Source organism: uncultured Sulfuricurvum sp., assembly GCF_937936435.1.
GTDB lineage: Bacteria > Campylobacterota > Campylobacteria > Campylobacterales > Sulfurimonadaceae > Sulfuricurvum.
This window is the reverse complement of record NZ_CALDDG010000123.1, coordinates 1-16,694: the sequence shown is the minus strand read 5'-3', so window position 1 is coordinate 16,694 and position 16,694 is coordinate 1. Positions and strand designations below refer to the sequence as shown.

Here is a 16,694-nt window from a genome sequence, read left to right as displayed (position 1 = left end):
CAAACGGTAGACACTATGCCCCAAAATTATAAAGATCCTGCCCTCTATATCAACCGCGAGCTTTCTTGGCTCCAATTCAACACACGTGTTCTCAAACAAGCGCAAGATGTCTCTTTGCCGCTGTTTGAACGTCTCAAATTCTTAGCCATCTACGGAACGAATCTGGATGAATTTTACATGATCCGCGTTGCGGGCCTTAAAAAACTTTTCAGCGCCGGAGTCAACGTATCAGGTGCCGACCGCTTCACGCCGCTTCATCAGCTCCGTGAAATTCGCGCCTATCTCCATAACGAACTTCGTGCCGTCGAAGAGTGTCTTCAAGGTATTATGAAAGAGCTGGAAAAAGAGGGAATCTTTTTTCAATCGTATAAAGAGGTCACCGCCGAACAGCGCAAATATCTCGATAAGTATTTTCATGAGAACATTTATCCCGTCGTCATTCCTATTGCGATCGATGCTACCCATCCGTTCCCGCACCTAAACAATCTGGGATTCGGACAAATCGTCAAACTCCGCGATAAAGAAGACCCGACGATCGAGCGCTACGGGCTCATCCGCATTCCGCGGGTATTACCCCGCTTCGTCGAAATCAATAATCGCATCTATATTCCGATCGGAAGTATCGTCGCCGAACATATCCAAGACCTTTTTCCGGGCTATGAGCTGATCAAATTCGCCGCTTTCCGTGTCACACGCAACGCCGATATCGCTATCGAAGAAGAGGAAGCAGACGATTTTATGGAGATCCTAGAAGAAGGTCTGAAACTCCGTAAAAAAGGGGAGTTGGTCCGTTTAGAACTCAGCGTCCATGCGGATGACGATCTTCTCAATTTTTTCAATCGCCATGCCAATGTTTATAAAGATGACATTTACCGTTTTCAAACCTATCTCAATCTCGGAAGCCTCTGGCAAGTGGTCGGAAACAAAGATTTCGCCCACCTCACCAGTCCGAGTTTCAAACCGCGAAATCTCCCGCCTTTGGATACGGACGAAAGCCTTTATGCGACATTGGACAAACAAGACCTTCTCCTCTACCATCCGTTTGAGAGTTTTGAACCGGTTGTCCGTATGGTACAAATCGCCGCCAAAGATCCCGATGTCGTCTCCATCCGTATGACCCTGTATCGTTCAGGTTCGAAATCTCCGATCGTCCAATCGCTTATCAGTGCCGCGGAATCGGGGAAACAGGTAACGGTTATGGTCGAGCTTAAAGCCCGTTTCGACGAAGAGAACAACCTCATCTGGGCAAAAGCGCTCGAGAATGCCGGTGCGCATGTTATCTACGGAATCGCAGGATTTAAAGTACACGCAAAAGCCGCTCTCATTACCCGACGGGTGGATGGGAAACTCAAACAATACGCCCATATCGGAACCGGAAACTACAACCCTTCCACCGCTACCATCTATACCGATATCAGCTATATGACTTCCAACGATGCCATTACTCACGACATGACCCGTTTTTTTCACTTCCTCACCGGATTCAGTAAAAAAGGGAAACTCCATGAGCTCTACATGGCTCCGACCCAAATCAAACCGAAGATTCTTTCCCTTATCCAAAATGAAACCCGCATGGGAAGCGAAGGGGTGATTATCGCCAAAATGAATGCACTGGTCGACGAAGATATCATCAAAGCACTTTATAAAGCGTCTCAGGCAGGGGTGAAAATCGAATTGATTATCCGAGGAATCTGCTGTCTCCGCCCGGGAGTACCGGGAGTGAGCGAAAATATCCGTGTCATCTCGATCATCGGGAAATATCTCGAACATGCCCGTATCTTCTATTTTAAACACTCTACGCCGCAAACCTATATCTCCAGTGCAGACTGGATGCCGCGAAACCTCTTGCGCCGTATCGAACTATTGACTCCGATTCAAGGCGAAGAGATCGCCGACAAACTGATCCAAATCCTCCAGCTTCAAAGCTCGGATACGGTATTGGCGCACGAATTGCAAAATGACGGCAGCTATGTCAAGATTAAACCTGAAGGGAATAATCTGATCGACAGCCATAAAATTGCCGAAATGCAGACGAATAAAATGTATAATTCGGTAAAAAAACAGTCTCCGAACTACGTTCATCAACTAACGACGCGGCTGTTTAAAGAGAGCTAAAAGAGATGATTTCGAACTATTTGCACTACACTCCGACCATGGCGGATAAGGTCTGGATCGCCCCTTCTGCCGACGTCATCGGACGTGTAGAGATGGGTGAAGACGTCAGCATCTGGTTCGGCTGTGTCGTACGCGGCGACGTCCATACTATTAAAATCGGCGATCGCAGCAATATCCAAGACCTGAGTATGGTTCATGTCACCCACCATAAAAAGGAAGACGCTTCAGACGGCTATCCGACGATCATCGGAAACGACGTTACCGTAGGCCACCGAGTCATGCTTCACGGATGCACGATAGAAGACGCCTGCCTGATCGGAATGAGTGCCACGATCCTCGACGGTGCCGTTATCGGTAAAGAATCGATCGTAGGTGCCGGTGCTCTTGTCACCAAAAACAAAGTTTTCCCGCCCCGCTCGCTCATCATGGGAAGCCCTGCCAAAGTCGTACGGGAATTGAACGATGAAGAGATCGCTGAGTTGTATGCTTCCGCCAAACGGTACGTAACGTTCAAAGAGAATTACCGCCTTCCCGATGCCGCAAATTGATCTGATCGTTGTTGCCGATATCCTCGGTATCATTGCGTTCGCCCTGAGCGGTTTTCTGGTAGGGGTGCGTAACAATCTCGATCTCTTAGGAGTTGTCATCAGTGCCTCTTTGACTGCATTAGGAGGAGGTGTCGTTCGGGATGTCATCCTTGATCGGACCCCCTTTGCATTCACCGAATACTATCCGGCGATTACCGTCATCGGCACCGTTGCCATCGCATTTGTCTTTCGCCTTTACCACCGCCAGCAAATCGAACGTCAGTGGCTGTTCGTCATCTCCGATACGATCGGCTTGGTTGCATTCAGTATCACGGGGGCATTGCTGGCTATTTCGGCGGGATTTAATTTTTTCGGGGTGATTATCCTGAGCTTTCTTACCGCAATCGGCGGCGGAGTCCTGCGGGATATTTTGATCAATCAGGTTCCGGCGGTCTTGGTCAGTGACTTTTACGGCTCGATCGCCCTGATCGTATCGGTTTTCCTCCTCATTCTCGTCGCCCTGGGATGGATGGGGACTCTCGGCGTCGCTGCCGTCGCCGGATTCGCAATCGCACTACGTTTACTCGCGTATCTGAAACAATGGCATTTGCCCAAACTCAACACGGAGTCATAATGCAGAAATTCAAACTCGTTTTAATCATTTTATTGCTCGGCGGTATCGTCGATATCGGCCGCTATTTCGTCTATCCCGATGTCTCGGAACTTCGCGACATCCATCCGATTCCAACCGCTTTCATGCAATACCGTCAAGAACAATGGGCTTCTGAAAATAAAGACAAATCGATTACCCAAAAATGGATCACCTTTTCTGAGATATCCCCCAATGTTATCAAAGCGGTTTTGATCGGAGAAGACGACAAATTCTGGAACCATGACGGGTTTGACGTCGACGGGATGGAACAGGCGTTGGAACGAAGTTTGAAAAAGGGTTCGATTGCGGGAGGAAGTACCATCAGCCAGCAATTGGCCAAAAATCTCTATCTCTCACCGAGCAAAAATCCGGTACGCAAGATCAAAGAGGCCATTTTGACATGGAGAATCGAAAATACCCTTACCAAACGGAGAATTTTGGAAATTTATCTCAATGTTGCCGAATGGGGGGACGGTATTTTCGGGATTGAAGCGGCGGCACGCCATTATTATCATAAAAGTGCCAAACGGCTCAGCGGCGAAGAGGCGGCCCGTTTGGCAGCGGTTTTACCGAATCCGATCAAATACAATCCGCTCGGGAACCAAAAATATGTCAAAAACCGTTCTCGAATAATCTACAAAATCATGAAACGCCGCGGTATCGTTATTCCTCAGTTTCAAGAGGTTATGGCGCCTCCAAAAGTCGAAGAGACTCCGCATGAATCCAATGAAAGCAATCCTCTCGGCGAACTGTTTCCGACTACCGAGGAACCGATAAACGATACGGAACCTTCTTCCGCATCCGAAGCCGCACAACCTTCCGATGGAATAGCGGTGCCTACGGATGTAGAATCAAACGATCCAGCCGCCGCCCAGTAGCCGTTCTCCGTCATAAAAAACACCTGCCTGCCCGGATGCTACTCCAAGGACAGGTTCATCTAACTCGACGGTTGCACGATCATTTTCTATTCTTACATGACATTTGACCGCTGTTGTACGATAGCGCAGTTTGACTTCGCATGTGAACTCTTTACGGGTATCGAACATATTGACCCGTTCCAGTTCGACACGGTTACATTCCAGCGCTTCACGCGGCCCTACCACGATTTGATTCGTCTCCGGACGGATTTCCACAACGAAATGGGGATCGTGCGCTCCGCGTACGGTGAACCCTTTGCGTTTGCCGATCGTATAGTGCATGTACCCTTTATGAGTCCCCACAACGTTTCCTTCCAGATCAAGGACATCTCCCTCCTGATCGACGGGAACGTAAGGTTTTAGGACATCCATATAGGTCGTCTCTACAAAACAGATCTCACTCGACTCGCTTTGTGACGCAAACGATTCCAACCCTTCTATGCTAGCTGCAAATGCTTTGATATCGCTCTTATGACGCTCTCCCAGAGGAAACAGGAGTCTCGGAACCAATGCAGGATCGATGTAAAACAGAAAATAGCTCTGATCCTTCGTATCATCCTGTGCCTGCAATAGATACTGCCCGTCATGCCGTATATAATGTCCCGTCGCCACATAATCGGCCCCGATACTGTCCGCATAAGCCACCATCGCTCCGAATTTTATATTTCGGTTACACAATGCGCACGGGTTTGGAGTTTTTCCCTCTTTATACGTTTCGATAAACGGAGTGAATACTTTTTCGTTGAATTGTTCCTGCAAGTCAAGAATATGAAGTTTCACACCGGCAAAGTCGGCGGCTTTCTGTGCACGCGCTTGATGGATCTCATGATAGCCGGGTTTGGAATGGAGCTTCATATAGACCCCTTCCACTGTGTATCCCTGCTCTTTAAGCAGCAATGTCGAAACGGTCGAATCGACTCCTCCGCTCATTCCGATCAAAACTTTTTTTGCCATTAAATATCAGTTCCTTCTTCTGCAGTCCTGTCTGCCATATAGGTGGAAAGGAGTTGATAATACTTCGTATTGTCCAATCCCTCTTCTTCCAAGGTTACCATCTGTTTGACCAGTGATTTCTCAATCTCTTTAACAACGAAATGAAGATCATCCGTCAAAATGATCAAATTCAAATCCGCTTCGTCAATCATCCCTTCCGCAATAAGTTTGGTTCGGATAAACTCCATCAACGGAGCGAAAAATTCGGTTCCTACGACGAAAAGTCGTACCCCCCAAACCTTCCGTGTTTGAATAAGCGTCAATGCCTCAAACATCTCGTCAAGCGTTCCGAAACCGCCCGGGAAAATGACATATGCCATAGAGTATCGTACCAACATTACCTTACGGGAAAAAAAGTAATCGAAACTACGCCCTTTTGTTATGTACGGGTTAGGAAGTTGCTCGGATGGAAGCTCGATATTCAATCCGATCGATTCGACCTCTTCGTATTCATATGCGCCGCGGTTTGCCGCTTCCATAATTCCCGGTCCGCCACCGGTGATGATATTGTATCCTCTCTCTGCCAGCATACCCGCCAGTTCCCGGGCTTGGACATAGTACGGATGATTTTCATCCATCCGTGCACTGCCGAAAATCGTTACCGAAGGCCCTAGCTCGCCGAGCTCGTCATACCCTTGAACAAAGTCGGAAATAATTTTAAAAACGCTCCATACATCGGCAGATTTGATGTCCTTGACATACCGGCTGCTCGGATACTCTTTTTTTTTCCCTTTTCGAGCCGGCATCCTTATCCTTTGAGTTTATTCAGTCGGTCGCGCTTGGTTCCTATCGAGGTAATCTGCACTCCGAAGTTTCCATCGACAATAACTACTTCCCCTTGTGCGATAACATGATCGTCCACCAAAATATCCAAAGGGTCGTTCGCCAGTTGATTCAGTTCGATGACCGAACCGATATCCATGCTGAGAACATCTTTAAGGAGCATTTTCTTTTTTCCGATGCGGACCCGAACGGGGAGTTTGACATCCAGAATAAGACCGATATTTTTCATCTCCCCCTCTTCAAGTTTGACGGCAGGCTCCGGGGTAGGATCATCGAAAATACTTCCTATAGGCTTGGAAGGAGAAGAAACAACGTTATTATTTCCGCTTAGTGCGGCATTAATCTGCGAATCGATCGCAAACATCATCAACGATTTAATCGATCCCAACTCGAAATTAAAGACGAACATTTTGGCAAAAGCGTCGAGATTGACTTCTCCGTTTTCAGAGATAAACTCCGCTTTTTCCGGTTTAATCGTCAATTTCGGAAGCTCTTTTTGAGAACCTAAAGAGGTGCTCATCGCCCCTACGATATTCGAGACGATCTCTTTGGCCGCATCCATATCTTCATCGGACATCGTATCTTGTGCTTCCCCTTCGCCTCCGAGCATCATGTCTCCGAGTGCGGTAGCCAATTGGGGCGGCATCATGACAAGACCGCGCCCGGAAGTATCGCCGCTGAAACTGACGTGTACCAGTGCGATTGGAGGAATGATGTTGGAAATGATAGAGATATCTTCCGCTTCTTTCAGTGTGATTACCGGTGTCTGTCCCGTAAGCCCTTCAATCGTAGCAATGGCTTCATTTGCGAATACGCCGGCAAAATCACTCATCTTCATCCTCCTCTTCTTCTAATGGCCCTCGAATCATCTCTTTTACGCCGCTGATACGTGCTTTACGTTTGGTTTCAAACTCTTTAAGAGCCCGTTTAACGGCATCTTTTTCCGTATCGATAACGGAAGTGATCTGAATCGATTTACGAAACCGGCGCAGTCCCATCTGTCCGACAAAACGCTCTTTTCCGTCTACGCTGACATTGACGACGTCGTCTGCAGGAATATTGAGGCGTATTATATCCCCTTCTCCCAATTCCAGCAACTCATGAAGCGTCAATTCCGCTTCCCCAAGATTAACCTCGATATTGACATGTGCCCCCCCGAGGAGAACTTGAAGTTCCTGGTTCCGGCTTTTTTTAGAGCTGGTTTCATTGAGCATCAGATCGCGGCTCGCCAACTTCGGCAATACCGGTTCCAGTGCGATAACGGGATAACAGATATTCATCATACCCGAACTGTGTCCGATGATGATCTCCATAACGACCATCACGACGATTTCGTTTTGGGCAACGATTTGAACGACGTTCGGACTCGATTCTTTCGATTCTACTTGCGGATAGAGATCAGTGACGGGAGCCCATGCTTCACGAAGCGTCCCCATCATAACGCGTAGAATCGTCTCGAACAAGGAGAGCTCGATATCGGAAAACTCCCGATTGGCTTCGAACGGTTCCCCTTTCCCCCCGAGAATCCGATCCAGCATAGGAAAAGCGATCGAAGGGTTGATTTCCAAAACTCCGTTCCCCTCCAACGGTTTCATCGAGAATACGTTGAAGCTGGTAGGATTCGGCAGCGACATCAAGAATTCCCCATAGGTCATCTGGTCGACCGAGTGAAGCTGAATCTCGACAATCGAACGCATAATTGCGGATATCTGGGATGCGATGGAACGGGCCATTTTGTCATGGATACCGCGGAATGCCCGTAATTGTTCTTTGGAAACACGGTTTGGACGTTTAAAATCGTACAGGGTGATCTGGCGCTGCGGGAAAAGGGCGTCGTCACCCGTTTCTAGGACACTGTCTCCCTCATCGTCGACAACGTCTAGAAGGGCGTCGATCTCTTCTTGCGATAGAATATCCGCCATTATCTTCCTCCCACCGCTTCTTTAATCCGCCGAATCACCGTTTTATGAATTTGCGAGATTCTTGATTCGGTTATGTTGACGATTTCGCTGATCTCTTTGAGTGTCAGCTCTTCAAAATAGTAAAGCTGGATTATCATCTGCTCCCGTTCATCAAAACGGATCAACACCTCTTTAATCGCTTCAATCAGGTCTTCGTGCTCGATTCGCTCCAGCATCCCCCCCTCTTCGGGAGTTCCTAGCTGATCGTCCAGCGGCATCACCGTATAGATATCCGAAGCGATACGGGCTTCATGAATTTTGTCTTCTTCGATCCCCAGCATCTCGGCAAGCTCGCTATCCGAGGGTTCATCGTCGTGATCGGCCATATAAAGTTCGATTGCATTATCGATCTCTTTAATCAACCGACGGCTGGAGCGGCTCACCATATCGAGCGACCGGAGATAATCGAGCATCGCTCCGTATACCCGTGTTTTTGCGTATCCCCAAAAAGAGTCGTTTTGAGACTCATCATACCGACGGGCCAGTTTGACCAGTTCTTCCGTTCCGATCGCACATAAATCCATATAATCGATCGAACTCGGCAAACGCTCTTTCAGTCGGAACGACATCGCTTTGACCGCCGGAAGATATTGAATAGCCAATTGGTCTTCACGGTGTTTTAGTTCTTGTGTATAGATATTAGCTCCGCTCATTCCTGACCTCGTCCGTTATCATCCAATAACTCGGCTTTATGTGTATAAAACGCGTCTATAAACTGTTCTCGTTTATTGATCTCCCGAACAAAAAAATCGAGATTATGCTCATGCGAACTTTTAGGAAATGAATTCGCTTTTATATCAATCGTCTGAAAAAAGAATCCGACGCATAAGTGGGCAAAAAGATAAAAAAAGACCGTTATCAGGATAACAAATCCCAAAAAGTTCTCCGGCGACGTCGATTTAAGTATCCCAAAAACAATACCGATGAAAAAACCCTGTACTGTTAAGAAAGAGACAAAATTCGATCCCCGCATATAGTATTACCCTTCTCTTCGATCTCAAGCTAAAAAAACGGGAGGCTCACTCTGACCGATATCGCGTCAAAAATGTTCCATCAGACGTTTAAATAATCCGCCCAAACCGCTCTCTTTAGGGTCTACCAGCACATTTCGTTCCAGTTTTTTTGCGATACGCTTAACAATCTGTTCTAATTCGATTGTCGGTACGGCACTGGGAAAATCACGGCTGTATAATGCCCTTTTTTTCACGCTGGTCGATATTTTGGCATCATTGGAAATTTGTCCCAAATAATTCAGGCTTAAACTGCCGCCGATGTTCGCCTGCGCTACTTTATGAATCTTTTCAAACAGACCTTCCGCCTCTTTGGCCGAACGGACCTGATTCATTATAACATTGATTTCATCTCTCAGTCGCGCCGTTACCTTGATCGTCGCATACGCATCGGTAATTGCCGCAGGATCGGGAACCGTCACGACGATCACGTCGTCACAGGCGCGTAGAAAAAGCTGGATATGTTCCCCGATCCCCGCCCCGGTATCAATAATCATCACGTCCAGATCATCCAGAACCGAAGCCTGATCCATAAAACGCTCGAACAATCCGCCCGAAGCGTATTTGAATATCTCTTCACCGCTCTCTCCCGGTATCAGTACCAGATTTTTCTCGATCGGAACCAAAATGTCCTCGACCTTGGCTTCCCCTTTGAGAACATGCAAAATATTTTTTTGGATTTTGACGTTAAACATCACATCCAGATTCGCCAGTCCGATATCGGCATCGAAAATACCCACTTTCAGACCGTATTTCGCCATCAAATAGGCCATATTGGAGCTGATAGTACTTTTCCCGACTCCTCCCTTACCGCTGGTTATAGCGATAAAGCGGGTTTTCTTAGCATTGACCTGACGGTTTTGATTCACTAAAGCTTCGAGTTTCGAGGCTTGGTGGTTCATGGCATTTCACCTTTACGAAATCCGTTCATCAAACATTCGACCAAAAAGTCGCTGCTGGCGACCACCAAATCCTCCGGAACTTCCTGACCCACCGAAAAGTAACTGATCGGCACTTTTGTTTCATATACTAGCGAGAAGATATTGCCGAATCCCCGAGTCTCGTCCAGTTTCGTAAACATCATCGTATCGATCCCCAAAGGGGCAAAGTTCTCATATGTCGCTTTGAGGTCTTCGTACTTGATCGAACTCGGCATTACCAAAACGACGTCGACGCTGTAATCGGTGTCGTTACCGCGCAGACACTCGTAGATTTTCTCGATTTTCCCTTTGTCATACGGGGATGAACCCATCGTATCGATCAGGATATAATCGCTGTATCGAAGGGCATTGAGCGCACTCGAGAACTCCGGCGGGTCGACGACCGTCTCGATCCCGAGTTTCATCATCCGCGCATACTGCATCAGCTGCTCGACCGCCCCGATACGGTACGTATCGAGAACGACGAGACCTACTTTGTATTTTTTCTCCAGCAAGTACGAAAAACGGGCGGCCAGTTTGGCTATCGACGTCGTTTTACCGACTCCGGTCGGCCCTACGAGCATAATCACTTTTTTCCCGCCGTTTTTCGGAGGAGTTTCGATCCGAACCGGAATCATTTTACGCATCAAAACTTGAAAATAACGTTTAACCGTCTCGGAGCTCTCCCGCATCTTCGAGGGCATATGCTCCAATGTCAGATGCATGATCTCGTCAAGGTGTTCCTGGTCCATTCCGCTTTGCTGTGCCAGACGATAAATTTCGGCGAATTCAGGGGGGATGGCTGCCGTCGTTTTAGGCGTTTTTTCCGACCAGAACATATTCTGAATCAATTTGACTTTGTCGCCGAGTTTTTCAATCTCTTCTTTGATCCGTTTGAGATCTTCGCTCTCCGCTGCCGGAGCTTGGCGGGGAGCCGAGCGTTCTTCTTCGGTCACTTCGGCGATTTTCGAGATTTGTTTCGCCGCTTCGGAAATATTGTACAAAACGTCGCTGCTTTTTTGGGCCAGAGGACGCTGTTTGGTCAAAGGTTCCTGCGGTTTCGGTTTAGGTTTGGGAGCCGCATCTTCTTCCACACCGACGACAATTTCATACAAAGCGCTTTTACCGAGAGACTTTTTCTGTATTTCGCGGGTTTCGATCAGTACGGCTTCTTCCCCGACCTCTAATTGCGCCTTTTTAAGCGCCTCTGCCGGAGTCGTACCGCTAAATGTCAAAATGGTCATAATCGTCTCCGTACACTCTTGTGGGTCAAACTTCCTAACGGAATTGTCACGCTCTTCCGCTCTTGCCAATGCAGATGAGGGATATTCAGTTTTTCCGAACGGATTACCCGATCATCGAAAAACAGAATATCCAAATCCAACGTTCTCGGCGCATTCGGAAAACTCCGTTTTCGCCCAAAACGTTTTTCAATTTTCAATATCAGCCTTAACAGCGCCTTCGGCTCCAACGATGTTGCAATCTCGATGACCGTATTGTCAAAATCGTTTTGCTCCGAATACCCGAAAGGGGGATTTCGAAGAATCACACCGCCTTGAATCGGTTGCAGCAGTGATAATTTTACCAAATATACCCATAGATGATGCATCCGTCGTCGAGTATCTCCGATATTTCCGCCGACACCGATCACGGCGCGGTATCGATGAGGCGATTTTTCACGACGCTTCGAGGGAAAACGGCGATCGATATACACCGTATGCCGATCATCCAGCCGCCGTGCAAGAGGCATTACTCTTCTACCGCACCTTGTTGTTGCGCATGCGCTTGACGCATTGCACTGATTTCACTCAAAATCTGCATCATACCTACCATTGCCAAATGGTATCCGAAAGGTCCGAAACCGATAACCGAAGAGGTGCATACAGGAGCCGTCATGCTTTTTTGGCGAAACTCTTCACGACGGTAAATGTTACTGATATGTACTTCGATTGTCGGAAGGTTTACGGCGCTGATCGCATCGCGGATAGCGATAGAAGTGTGTGTATAGGCTGCCGGGTTGATGATGATTCCGTCCGCATCGCCGTAGCACTCTTGAATACGGTCGACAATTTCTCCTTCGAGATTGCTTTGGTAAAACTCGATCTCGACACCGTTTTGCGTTGCAACGTCTTTCATTTGCGCATGAATCTGTTCCAAACGCATCGGACCGTACACTTGTGTTTCACGTACTCCCAACATATTGAGATTCGGCCCTTGGATAACGACTATTTTCATTGATAAACCTTGATTTCTGTTTTAGGGTATAGATTATATGAGGTTCTATATTATAAGCAACTAAATCCCTTTTGAGTTCAATAAATATCTCCAAAAAAATACTCAAACGGCGCGCTTCTGCTATACTTTTGAACTTTTCTAAAAATGTATGAGGTTTCGAGTGAAAATACTCCTGAGTGACGCCGTCTTTACCGACGGAACCGTATATCGCGATCACGGTGTCGTGTTTGATAAAACTATTGTAGAAATGGCTCCCAATGACGAGCTGCGTGAGCGTTACGCAGGACAATGTAGCGAGCTGGGAGAAGGGTCTGTCCTTTTGCCCGGTCTGATCAATTCCCATGTCCATTTGGAGTTCAGCGCCAACCGTTCAACCCTAACCTACGGCGAATTTATGCCGTGGCTCTCCAGTGTCATTTCATCGCGCGATGATCTGATAAACGGATGCGACGACGGATGCATCGCCCATGCGGTCGAGTCGATGCTCTCCAACGGTATCACGGCGTTCGGAGCCGTCAGCTCATACGGTTTCGATCTCGATGCCTGTGCCGGAGCATCCCAGAAAGTCGTCTATTTCAACGAATTGATCGGTTCGGATCCGGCAATGGCCGATGCCCTTTACGGCAATTTTCAGGAGCGTCTTTTCGCCTCACAGCAAATAGAACGTGAGGGGTTTTATCCCTCGATCGCGATCCATTCTCCCTACTCCGTCCATCGGGTTCTGATCCAAAAAGCGCTGAAATACGCAAAAGAGAAATCGCTGCGCGTGAGTGCCCATTTACTCGAAAGTCCGGCAGAGCGTGAATGGCTCGATAATAACAGCGGACCGTTCCAAAATTTTTTCCAAAACTTTCTCAAACAGAGCCAAGCCGCCAATACCGTGGAAGAGTTTTTAGGCTATTTCGACGATATACCCACCCTTTTTACCCACGTCGTTCAAGCTAGAGACAAAGTGCTCAGCCAAATAGCTCAGAGAGGACACACCGTTATCCATTGCCCTATTTCCAATCGTCTTTTAGGCGTAGGAGCACTTGATCTACAACGGCTAAGTAGCCACGATATCCGTTTCATCTGCGGAACCGACGGCTTAAGCTCCAACTACGCTCTTAACCTGTTCGAAGAGATGAAAATCGCCCTCTTTACCCATTATTCCGATGATCTTCCCGCTCTTGCGCAGCAGTTGTGGAAAGGGGTCGGTATCCATGCCGCGGAAGCGATGGGGCTGAATTGTGGTACAATCGCACCGAACTACGATGCGGATATCCTCGTCACTCGGGTCAATTACCCTATCAACGACCAGTTGCCGATCCATTTGATCACGCAGCCGCCGCGTATTGAATCAATCTATATCCAAGGGGAGCACATACGATGATGCAATGGATTCAAAAAATCGGTTCATGCCTCGTTCGGGGACTCAAGTTTATGCAGGCACATTTTAAGGCAACCCTTCTGGCTGTCTTTATATTGTGGCTGTTTCTTCCTTCCGGCGAAGAGGGGATTGCGCCGCATAATCTCCAAAAAATCGCTTTGTCCGGTCCGATTATGGATGCAGGGGAAATTGTCCAAGAGCTTGATGACGCCCGTGAAAACGATGATGTCAAAGGGGTTCTTTTCAGCATCGATTCTCCCGGCGGTGCCGTCGCCCCTTCCGTCGAAATCGCCTATGCGATCAAACGCCTCTCCGAAGTCAAACCGGTCGTCGTTTATGCGGCAGGGATTATGGCTAGCGGCGGATACTATTCCGGGATTTGGGGAAATGAGATCATTGCCAATCCCGGCAGTATGATCGGCTCCATCGGCGTCATTATGGAAGGTGCCGATATCTCGGGTCTAATGGAGAAAGTAGGGGTCAAGACCCAAGTCGTCCATGCCGGAACCTACAAACAGGTCGGAACGTTTGATCGAGAGTGGAGTCCTCTCGAACGTGCGGAACTCGACAAGGTGATTAACGGAACCTACAATCTTTTCGTCAGCGACGTCGCCCGAGCACGCAAACTTGACCCCTCGAAAAGCTCAGAATACGCTGATGCCCACATCTTTACCGCCGCACAGGCACAAAAGGTGGGACTCATCGACAATATCGGCGTCGAATTCGATGCAAAAAAACGGGTCGAAGCGCTGAGTAAAGTCAAAGATCCGATCTGGAACAAAGAAGACCCGATGGAAAAATGGCTCAAACAGTTTGCCGCAGAGGGGATTTCCCTCGCCCATATGTACTTTCCGCCCGTTACATTGAAGTAATCTCGACCACTTCCGCCTTGACGGCCCTGCGGTCGCTCATCGCTTCGAATATATCGCCCACTTTCAATACTTCCAAATCGATTACTTTTCCCTCCCGGGCGATTTGGGCAAAACCGCTTTTATTTTTGTTTTTTGGATGATTGGCAGTCAACCCTTCGATGAGCTGCGTCATCAAAAAGCGCTTTTGCCGCAACGTCGATTCGATGCTTTGGTTCAATCGCTCTATCAACGGAATAATTTCCCGTCGGCTTTGCTCCAATCGTTGCGCCATTTGTCGGTTCAACCGTTCTTTCAGTTCACGAATCACTTCCGCCTGAACACTTAAACGGTGTTCGACACCGTGGCGTTTAAAGGCTTCTTGCAATGACTGAAGCTGTTCGTACTTGCGATCCAGCCGCTGCTTGATCATCCCCGATGCACCGTAGCGAATCTCGTCGATGCTTTGCAATAGCTCGTTTTGATCGGGTAAAAGCATCTGCATCGCGGCACTCGGAGTCGGTGCGCGCATATCGGCCACGTAATCGCTGATCACCCAGTCGATCTCATGTCCCACTGCCGACATAACAGGGGTCTGCATCGCAAAAATAGCATCCGCAACCATCTCTTCGTTAAAAGGCCACAAGTCTTCGATACTTCCGCCGCCTCGTCCAACCACAACTGCATCCGCTTGTAGCGTATCGGCATACCATAACGCATCGGCTATTTGCCCTGCCGCACTAGAACCCTGCACCAATACATCCAAAACAATAAGCTTGACTAATGGCCAACGCTGTGTTGCAACACGCTGCATATCCTGCAAGGCCGCACCCGTCGCAGAGGTCACCAGAACGATTTTTTGAGGGAATTTGGGGAAAGATCTCTTGCGGGAAAGATCGAAGTACCCTTTGGATTCCAACTTTTGTTTGAGCTGCTCGAACGCTACGGCCAATGCCCCTGCTCCGTAAGGTTCGGCACTGAAAGCATTGATCTGATACTCGCCACGCGGTTTGTAGAGGCTCAGTGCCCCGTGCAAGATAATATGTGCCCCCTCTTCGAGAGAAAACTTCAGCCGCGCGGCGTTGCCTTTGAACATCACGCATCGGATGGACGAATCGGCATCTTTGAGGGTAAAGTAGATATGGCCGCTGCCGTGTTTGGTAACGCGGGAGAGTTCTCCCTCCACGCTGACAAATTCAAAAGAGGTCTCTAAGAGGGCTTTGATCTGTTCGTTCAGACCGGAGACGCTAATCGCAGCGGACATCATTATTTTTTACGGGCGATCATCAATGTTGAGATGTCCATCGAGAAGCTTTTGGTATAAAGCATTTCAAATCCTGCATCTTCCAGTTCCTGACGCATTTTTCCAACCGTCAAAAATCCTTCGATCGAGTCGGGAAGGTAGCGATACGCTTCATAGTTGTTTGAAATAAGACCGCCGATGCGGGGGAGGACATTATTCATATACCAGTCGCGTACTTTTCCCAGCGGTGAGGGATTTTCATTTTTCATAAATTCCAAAATCACAACCAAACCGCCGTTTTTCAGGACGCGGTTGAATTCGCGTAATCCTGCCTGACGCTCTACGACGTTACGAATTCCGTACGAAATACTGATAATATCGGCAGAGCCGTCCTCTCTTGGCAACTCGGTTGCCGGCGCAATGTGAAACGACAGGTCCGGAAACTTTTCTTTTCCGACTCCAACCATCCCCTCAGAAGGATCGACACCGACGATTTCACCGATATTCATACCCGATGTTTGGGCTCGGCGGCTCCAATACCCCATCATATCACCCGTTCCACAGGCGACATCGACGATCGAATCGATAGTTTTATTCTCGCAATACCCGTATGCCAGATCACATGCTTTCTTTCGCCAAAACGTATCGACACCCATACTCAAAACCCGATTGGCACGATCATACGTTGGAGCAATATCATTAAACATGGATACAATTTTTTCTTGACGGGTCATAAGCATTCCTATTTCTTCTTCATCCAAAGGATAATATTGTCGGTGATTTTAGCGTGCAGTACCTCAAATTCCTCTGTAACCGCACCGAGAGTTTGCGAGCCTTTACCGATTTTCGGTGCAATATAGCATAAATACCAGTCACAGAATTCTGCAGTAGCTTCCATCATCGCGCCACCCCCTTCGATCATGACCAGCGAATATCCTCGAAGCTTCTCAAAAGAAGAATCGATGAAGACGTTTCGATCAGGAACATGAAACAGCGGTATTGTCCGATCGAAAGTATCGGCATGCGAATAGATCAGAACATCGGGTACTTTTCCCCCGACAAGCCGTGCATCAAGAGTGGGGCGATCACAACGGACCGTATTTCCTCCCACGACGATCAGA

18 protein-coding genes and 1 pseudogene are annotated in these 16,694 nt (G+C 48.1%); 6 read left to right on the top strand and 13 right to left on the bottom strand.

All coding sequences use genetic code 11. From position 1 onward, the window contains the following. The first annotated feature begins 15 nt into the window (after positions 1–15). From Q0389_RS11600 to mtgA, 4 genes are read left to right on the top strand one after another with little or no spacing between them, the layout of a single operon-like run. Complete coding sequence (locus Q0389_RS11600) at positions 16–2,115, top strand: RNA degradosome polyphosphate kinase (protein WP_298694311.1); 2,100 nt, start codon at positions 16–18, stop codon at positions 2,113–2,115. A gap of 5 nt (positions 2,116–2,120) precedes the next feature. Further along, positions 2,121–2,663, top strand: coding sequence for a gamma carbonic anhydrase family protein (locus tag Q0389_RS11595; protein ID WP_298694310.1), 543 nt, complete (start codon positions 2,121–2,123; stop codon positions 2,661–2,663). After that, on the top strand, positions 2,650–3,276 hold the full coding sequence (locus Q0389_RS11590) for a trimeric intracellular cation channel family protein (RefSeq protein WP_298694309.1): 627 nt from the start codon (positions 2,650–2,652) through the stop codon (positions 3,274–3,276). Before Q0389_RS11595 ends, Q0389_RS11590 begins: the two co-directional genes overlap by 14 nt. Next, the gene (gene mtgA, locus Q0389_RS11585) at positions 3,276–4,172 is read left to right on the top strand and encodes a monofunctional biosynthetic peptidoglycan transglycosylase (RefSeq protein ID WP_298694307.1); all 897 of its coding nucleotides are present in this window, start codon (positions 3,276–3,278) and stop codon (positions 4,170–4,172) included. Before Q0389_RS11590 ends, mtgA begins: the two co-directional genes overlap by 1 nt. On the opposite strand, the gene mnmA is transcribed toward mtgA, so the two are convergent. From mnmA to aroQ, 10 genes are all read right to left on the bottom strand, one after another. Further along, positions 4,146–5,165, bottom strand: a complete 1,020-nt coding sequence (gene mnmA / locus Q0389_RS11580; protein ID WP_298694305.1) for a tRNA 2-thiouridine(34) synthase MnmA — start codon at positions 5,163–5,165, stop codon at positions 4,146–4,148. The two genes, mtgA and mnmA, sit on opposite strands and share 27 nt — an antisense overlap. Next, positions 5,165–5,950 (bottom strand): TIGR00730 family Rossman fold protein, encoded by a 786-nt coding sequence (locus Q0389_RS11575; RefSeq protein ID WP_298694303.1) that lies wholly within the window; start codon positions 5,948–5,950, stop codon positions 5,165–5,167. Before Q0389_RS11575 ends, mnmA begins: the two co-directional genes overlap by 1 nt. A 2-nt stretch (positions 5,951–5,952) precedes the next feature. Next, complete coding sequence (gene fliY, locus Q0389_RS11570; RefSeq protein ID WP_298694302.1) at positions 5,953–6,819, bottom strand: flagellar motor switch protein FliY; 867 nt, start codon at positions 6,817–6,819, stop codon at positions 5,953–5,955. Next, complete coding sequence (fliM, locus tag Q0389_RS11565; RefSeq protein ID WP_298694300.1) at positions 6,812–7,909, bottom strand: flagellar motor switch protein FliM; 1,098 nt, start codon at positions 7,907–7,909, stop codon at positions 6,812–6,814. Before fliM ends, fliY begins: the two co-directional genes overlap by 8 nt. Beyond that, a complete protein-coding gene (locus Q0389_RS11560) occupies positions 7,909–8,601 on the bottom strand; it encodes an RNA polymerase sigma factor FliA (RefSeq protein ID WP_298694298.1) in 693 nt (230 codons plus the stop codon). Before Q0389_RS11560 ends, fliM begins: the two co-directional genes overlap by 1 nt. Further along, positions 8,598–8,921: a hypothetical protein gene (locus tag Q0389_RS11555; protein ID WP_298694296.1), complete on the bottom strand. Its 324-nt coding sequence runs from the start codon at positions 8,919–8,921 to the stop codon at positions 8,598–8,600. Before Q0389_RS11555 ends, Q0389_RS11560 begins: the two co-directional genes overlap by 4 nt. Before the next feature lie 66 nt (positions 8,922–8,987). After that, a complete protein-coding gene (locus Q0389_RS11550; RefSeq protein WP_298694295.1) occupies positions 8,988–9,860 on the bottom strand; it encodes a P-loop NTPase in 873 nt (290 codons plus the stop codon). Further along, positions 9,857–11,122: a flagellar biosynthesis protein FlhF gene (flhF, locus tag Q0389_RS11545; protein WP_298694294.1), complete on the bottom strand. Its 1,266-nt coding sequence runs from the start codon at positions 11,120–11,122 to the stop codon at positions 9,857–9,859. Before flhF ends, Q0389_RS11550 begins: the two co-directional genes overlap by 4 nt. Then, positions 11,119–11,628 carry a 2-amino-4-hydroxy-6-hydroxymethyldihydropteridine diphosphokinase gene (gene folK / locus Q0389_RS11540; protein WP_298694293.1) on the bottom strand — a complete coding sequence of 170 codons (510 nt, stop codon included), beginning with the start codon at positions 11,626–11,628 and terminating at the stop codon, positions 11,119–11,121. Before folK ends, flhF begins: the two co-directional genes overlap by 4 nt. Then, the gene (gene aroQ / locus Q0389_RS11535) at positions 11,628–12,113 is read right to left on the bottom strand and encodes a type II 3-dehydroquinate dehydratase (protein WP_298694291.1); all 486 of its coding nucleotides are present in this window, start codon (positions 12,111–12,113) and stop codon (positions 11,628–11,630) included. Before aroQ ends, folK begins: the two co-directional genes overlap by 1 nt. 160 nt (positions 12,114–12,273) lie before the next feature. Between aroQ and Q0389_RS11530 the strand changes: the two genes are divergently transcribed. Both Q0389_RS11530 and sppA read left to right on the top strand, forming a co-directional pair. Beyond that, positions 12,274–13,485: an aminofutalosine deaminase family hydrolase gene (locus Q0389_RS11530; protein ID WP_298694289.1), complete on the top strand. Its 1,212-nt coding sequence runs from the start codon at positions 12,274–12,276 to the stop codon at positions 13,483–13,485. Then, positions 13,482–14,354 (top strand): signal peptide peptidase SppA, encoded by an 873-nt coding sequence (sppA, locus tag Q0389_RS11525; RefSeq protein WP_298694287.1) that lies wholly within the window; start codon positions 13,482–13,484, stop codon positions 14,352–14,354. Before Q0389_RS11530 ends, sppA begins: the two co-directional genes overlap by 4 nt. Here the strand turns inward: sppA and xseA are convergent. The 3 genes and pseudogenes from xseA to Q0389_RS11510 form a co-directional block, all read right to left on the bottom strand. Continuing rightward, complete coding sequence (gene xseA, locus Q0389_RS11520) at positions 14,341–15,594, bottom strand: exodeoxyribonuclease VII large subunit (protein WP_298694285.1); 1,254 nt, start codon at positions 15,592–15,594, stop codon at positions 14,341–14,343. The genes sppA and xseA overlap by 14 nt on opposite strands. A gap of 2 nt (positions 15,595–15,596) precedes the next feature. After that, entirely contained in the window at positions 15,597–16,307 is a 711-nt protein-coding gene (gene ubiE, locus Q0389_RS11515; RefSeq protein ID WP_298694283.1) for a bifunctional demethylmenaquinone methyltransferase/2-methoxy-6-polyprenyl-1,4-benzoquinol methylase UbiE, read from the bottom strand. Between the two features lie 8 nt (positions 16,308–16,315). Beyond that, a pseudogene (locus Q0389_RS11510) lies at positions 16,316–16,694 on the bottom strand (riboflavin biosynthesis protein RibD); the annotation flags it as partial.

Bases quoted from the DNA above. Each gene is read 5' to 3' on its own strand.
- fliM (WP_298694300.1), bottom strand. From the start codon at position 7,909: ATGGCGGATATTCTATCGCAAGAAGAGATCGACGCCCTTCTAGACGTT.
- Q0389_RS11600 (WP_298694311.1), top strand. From the start codon at position 16: ATGCCCCAAAATTATAAAGATCCTGCCCTCTATATCAACCGCGAGCTT.
- Q0389_RS11555 (WP_298694296.1), bottom strand. From the start codon at position 8,921: ATGCGGGGATCGAATTTTGTCTCTTTCTTAACAGTACAGGGTTTTTTC.
- Q0389_RS11560 (WP_298694298.1), bottom strand. From the start codon at position 8,601: ATGAGCGGAGCTAATATCTATACACAAGAACTAAAACACCGTGAAGAC.
- mnmA (WP_298694305.1), bottom strand. From the start codon at position 5,165: ATGGCAAAAAAAGTTTTGATCGGAATGAGCGGAGGAGTCGATTCGACC.
- folK (WP_298694293.1), bottom strand. From the start codon at position 11,628: ATGCCTCTTGCACGGCGGCTGGATGATCGGCATACGGTGTATATCGAT.
- xseA (WP_298694285.1), bottom strand. From the start codon at position 15,594: ATGTCCGCTGCGATTAGCGTCTCCGGTCTGAACGAACAGATCAAAGCC.
- Q0389_RS11595 (WP_298694310.1), top strand. From the start codon at position 2,121: ATGATTTCGAACTATTTGCACTACACTCCGACCATGGCGGATAAGGTC.
- Q0389_RS11575 (WP_298694303.1), bottom strand. From the start codon at position 5,950: ATGCCGGCTCGAAAAGGGAAAAAAAAAGAGTATCCGAGCAGCCGGTAT.
- mtgA (WP_298694307.1), top strand. From the start codon at position 3,276: ATGCAGAAATTCAAACTCGTTTTAATCATTTTATTGCTCGGCGGTATC.
- aroQ (WP_298694291.1), bottom strand. From the start codon at position 12,113: ATGAAAATAGTCGTTATCCAAGGGCCGAATCTCAATATGTTGGGAGTA.
- Q0389_RS11590 (WP_298694309.1), top strand. From the start codon at position 2,650: ATGCCGCAAATTGATCTGATCGTTGTTGCCGATATCCTCGGTATCATT.
- ubiE (WP_298694283.1), bottom strand. From the start codon at position 16,307: ATGACCCGTCAAGAAAAAATTGTATCCATGTTTAATGATATTGCTCCA.
- sppA (WP_298694287.1), top strand. From the start codon at position 13,482: ATGATGCAATGGATTCAAAAAATCGGTTCATGCCTCGTTCGGGGACTC.
- fliY (WP_298694302.1), bottom strand. From the start codon at position 6,819: ATGAGTGATTTTGCCGGCGTATTCGCAAATGAAGCCATTGCTACGATT.
- flhF (WP_298694294.1), bottom strand. From the start codon at position 11,122: ATGACCATTTTGACATTTAGCGGTACGACTCCGGCAGAGGCGCTTAAA.
- Q0389_RS11550 (WP_298694295.1), bottom strand. From the start codon at position 9,860: ATGAACCACCAAGCCTCGAAACTCGAAGCTTTAGTGAATCAAAACCGT.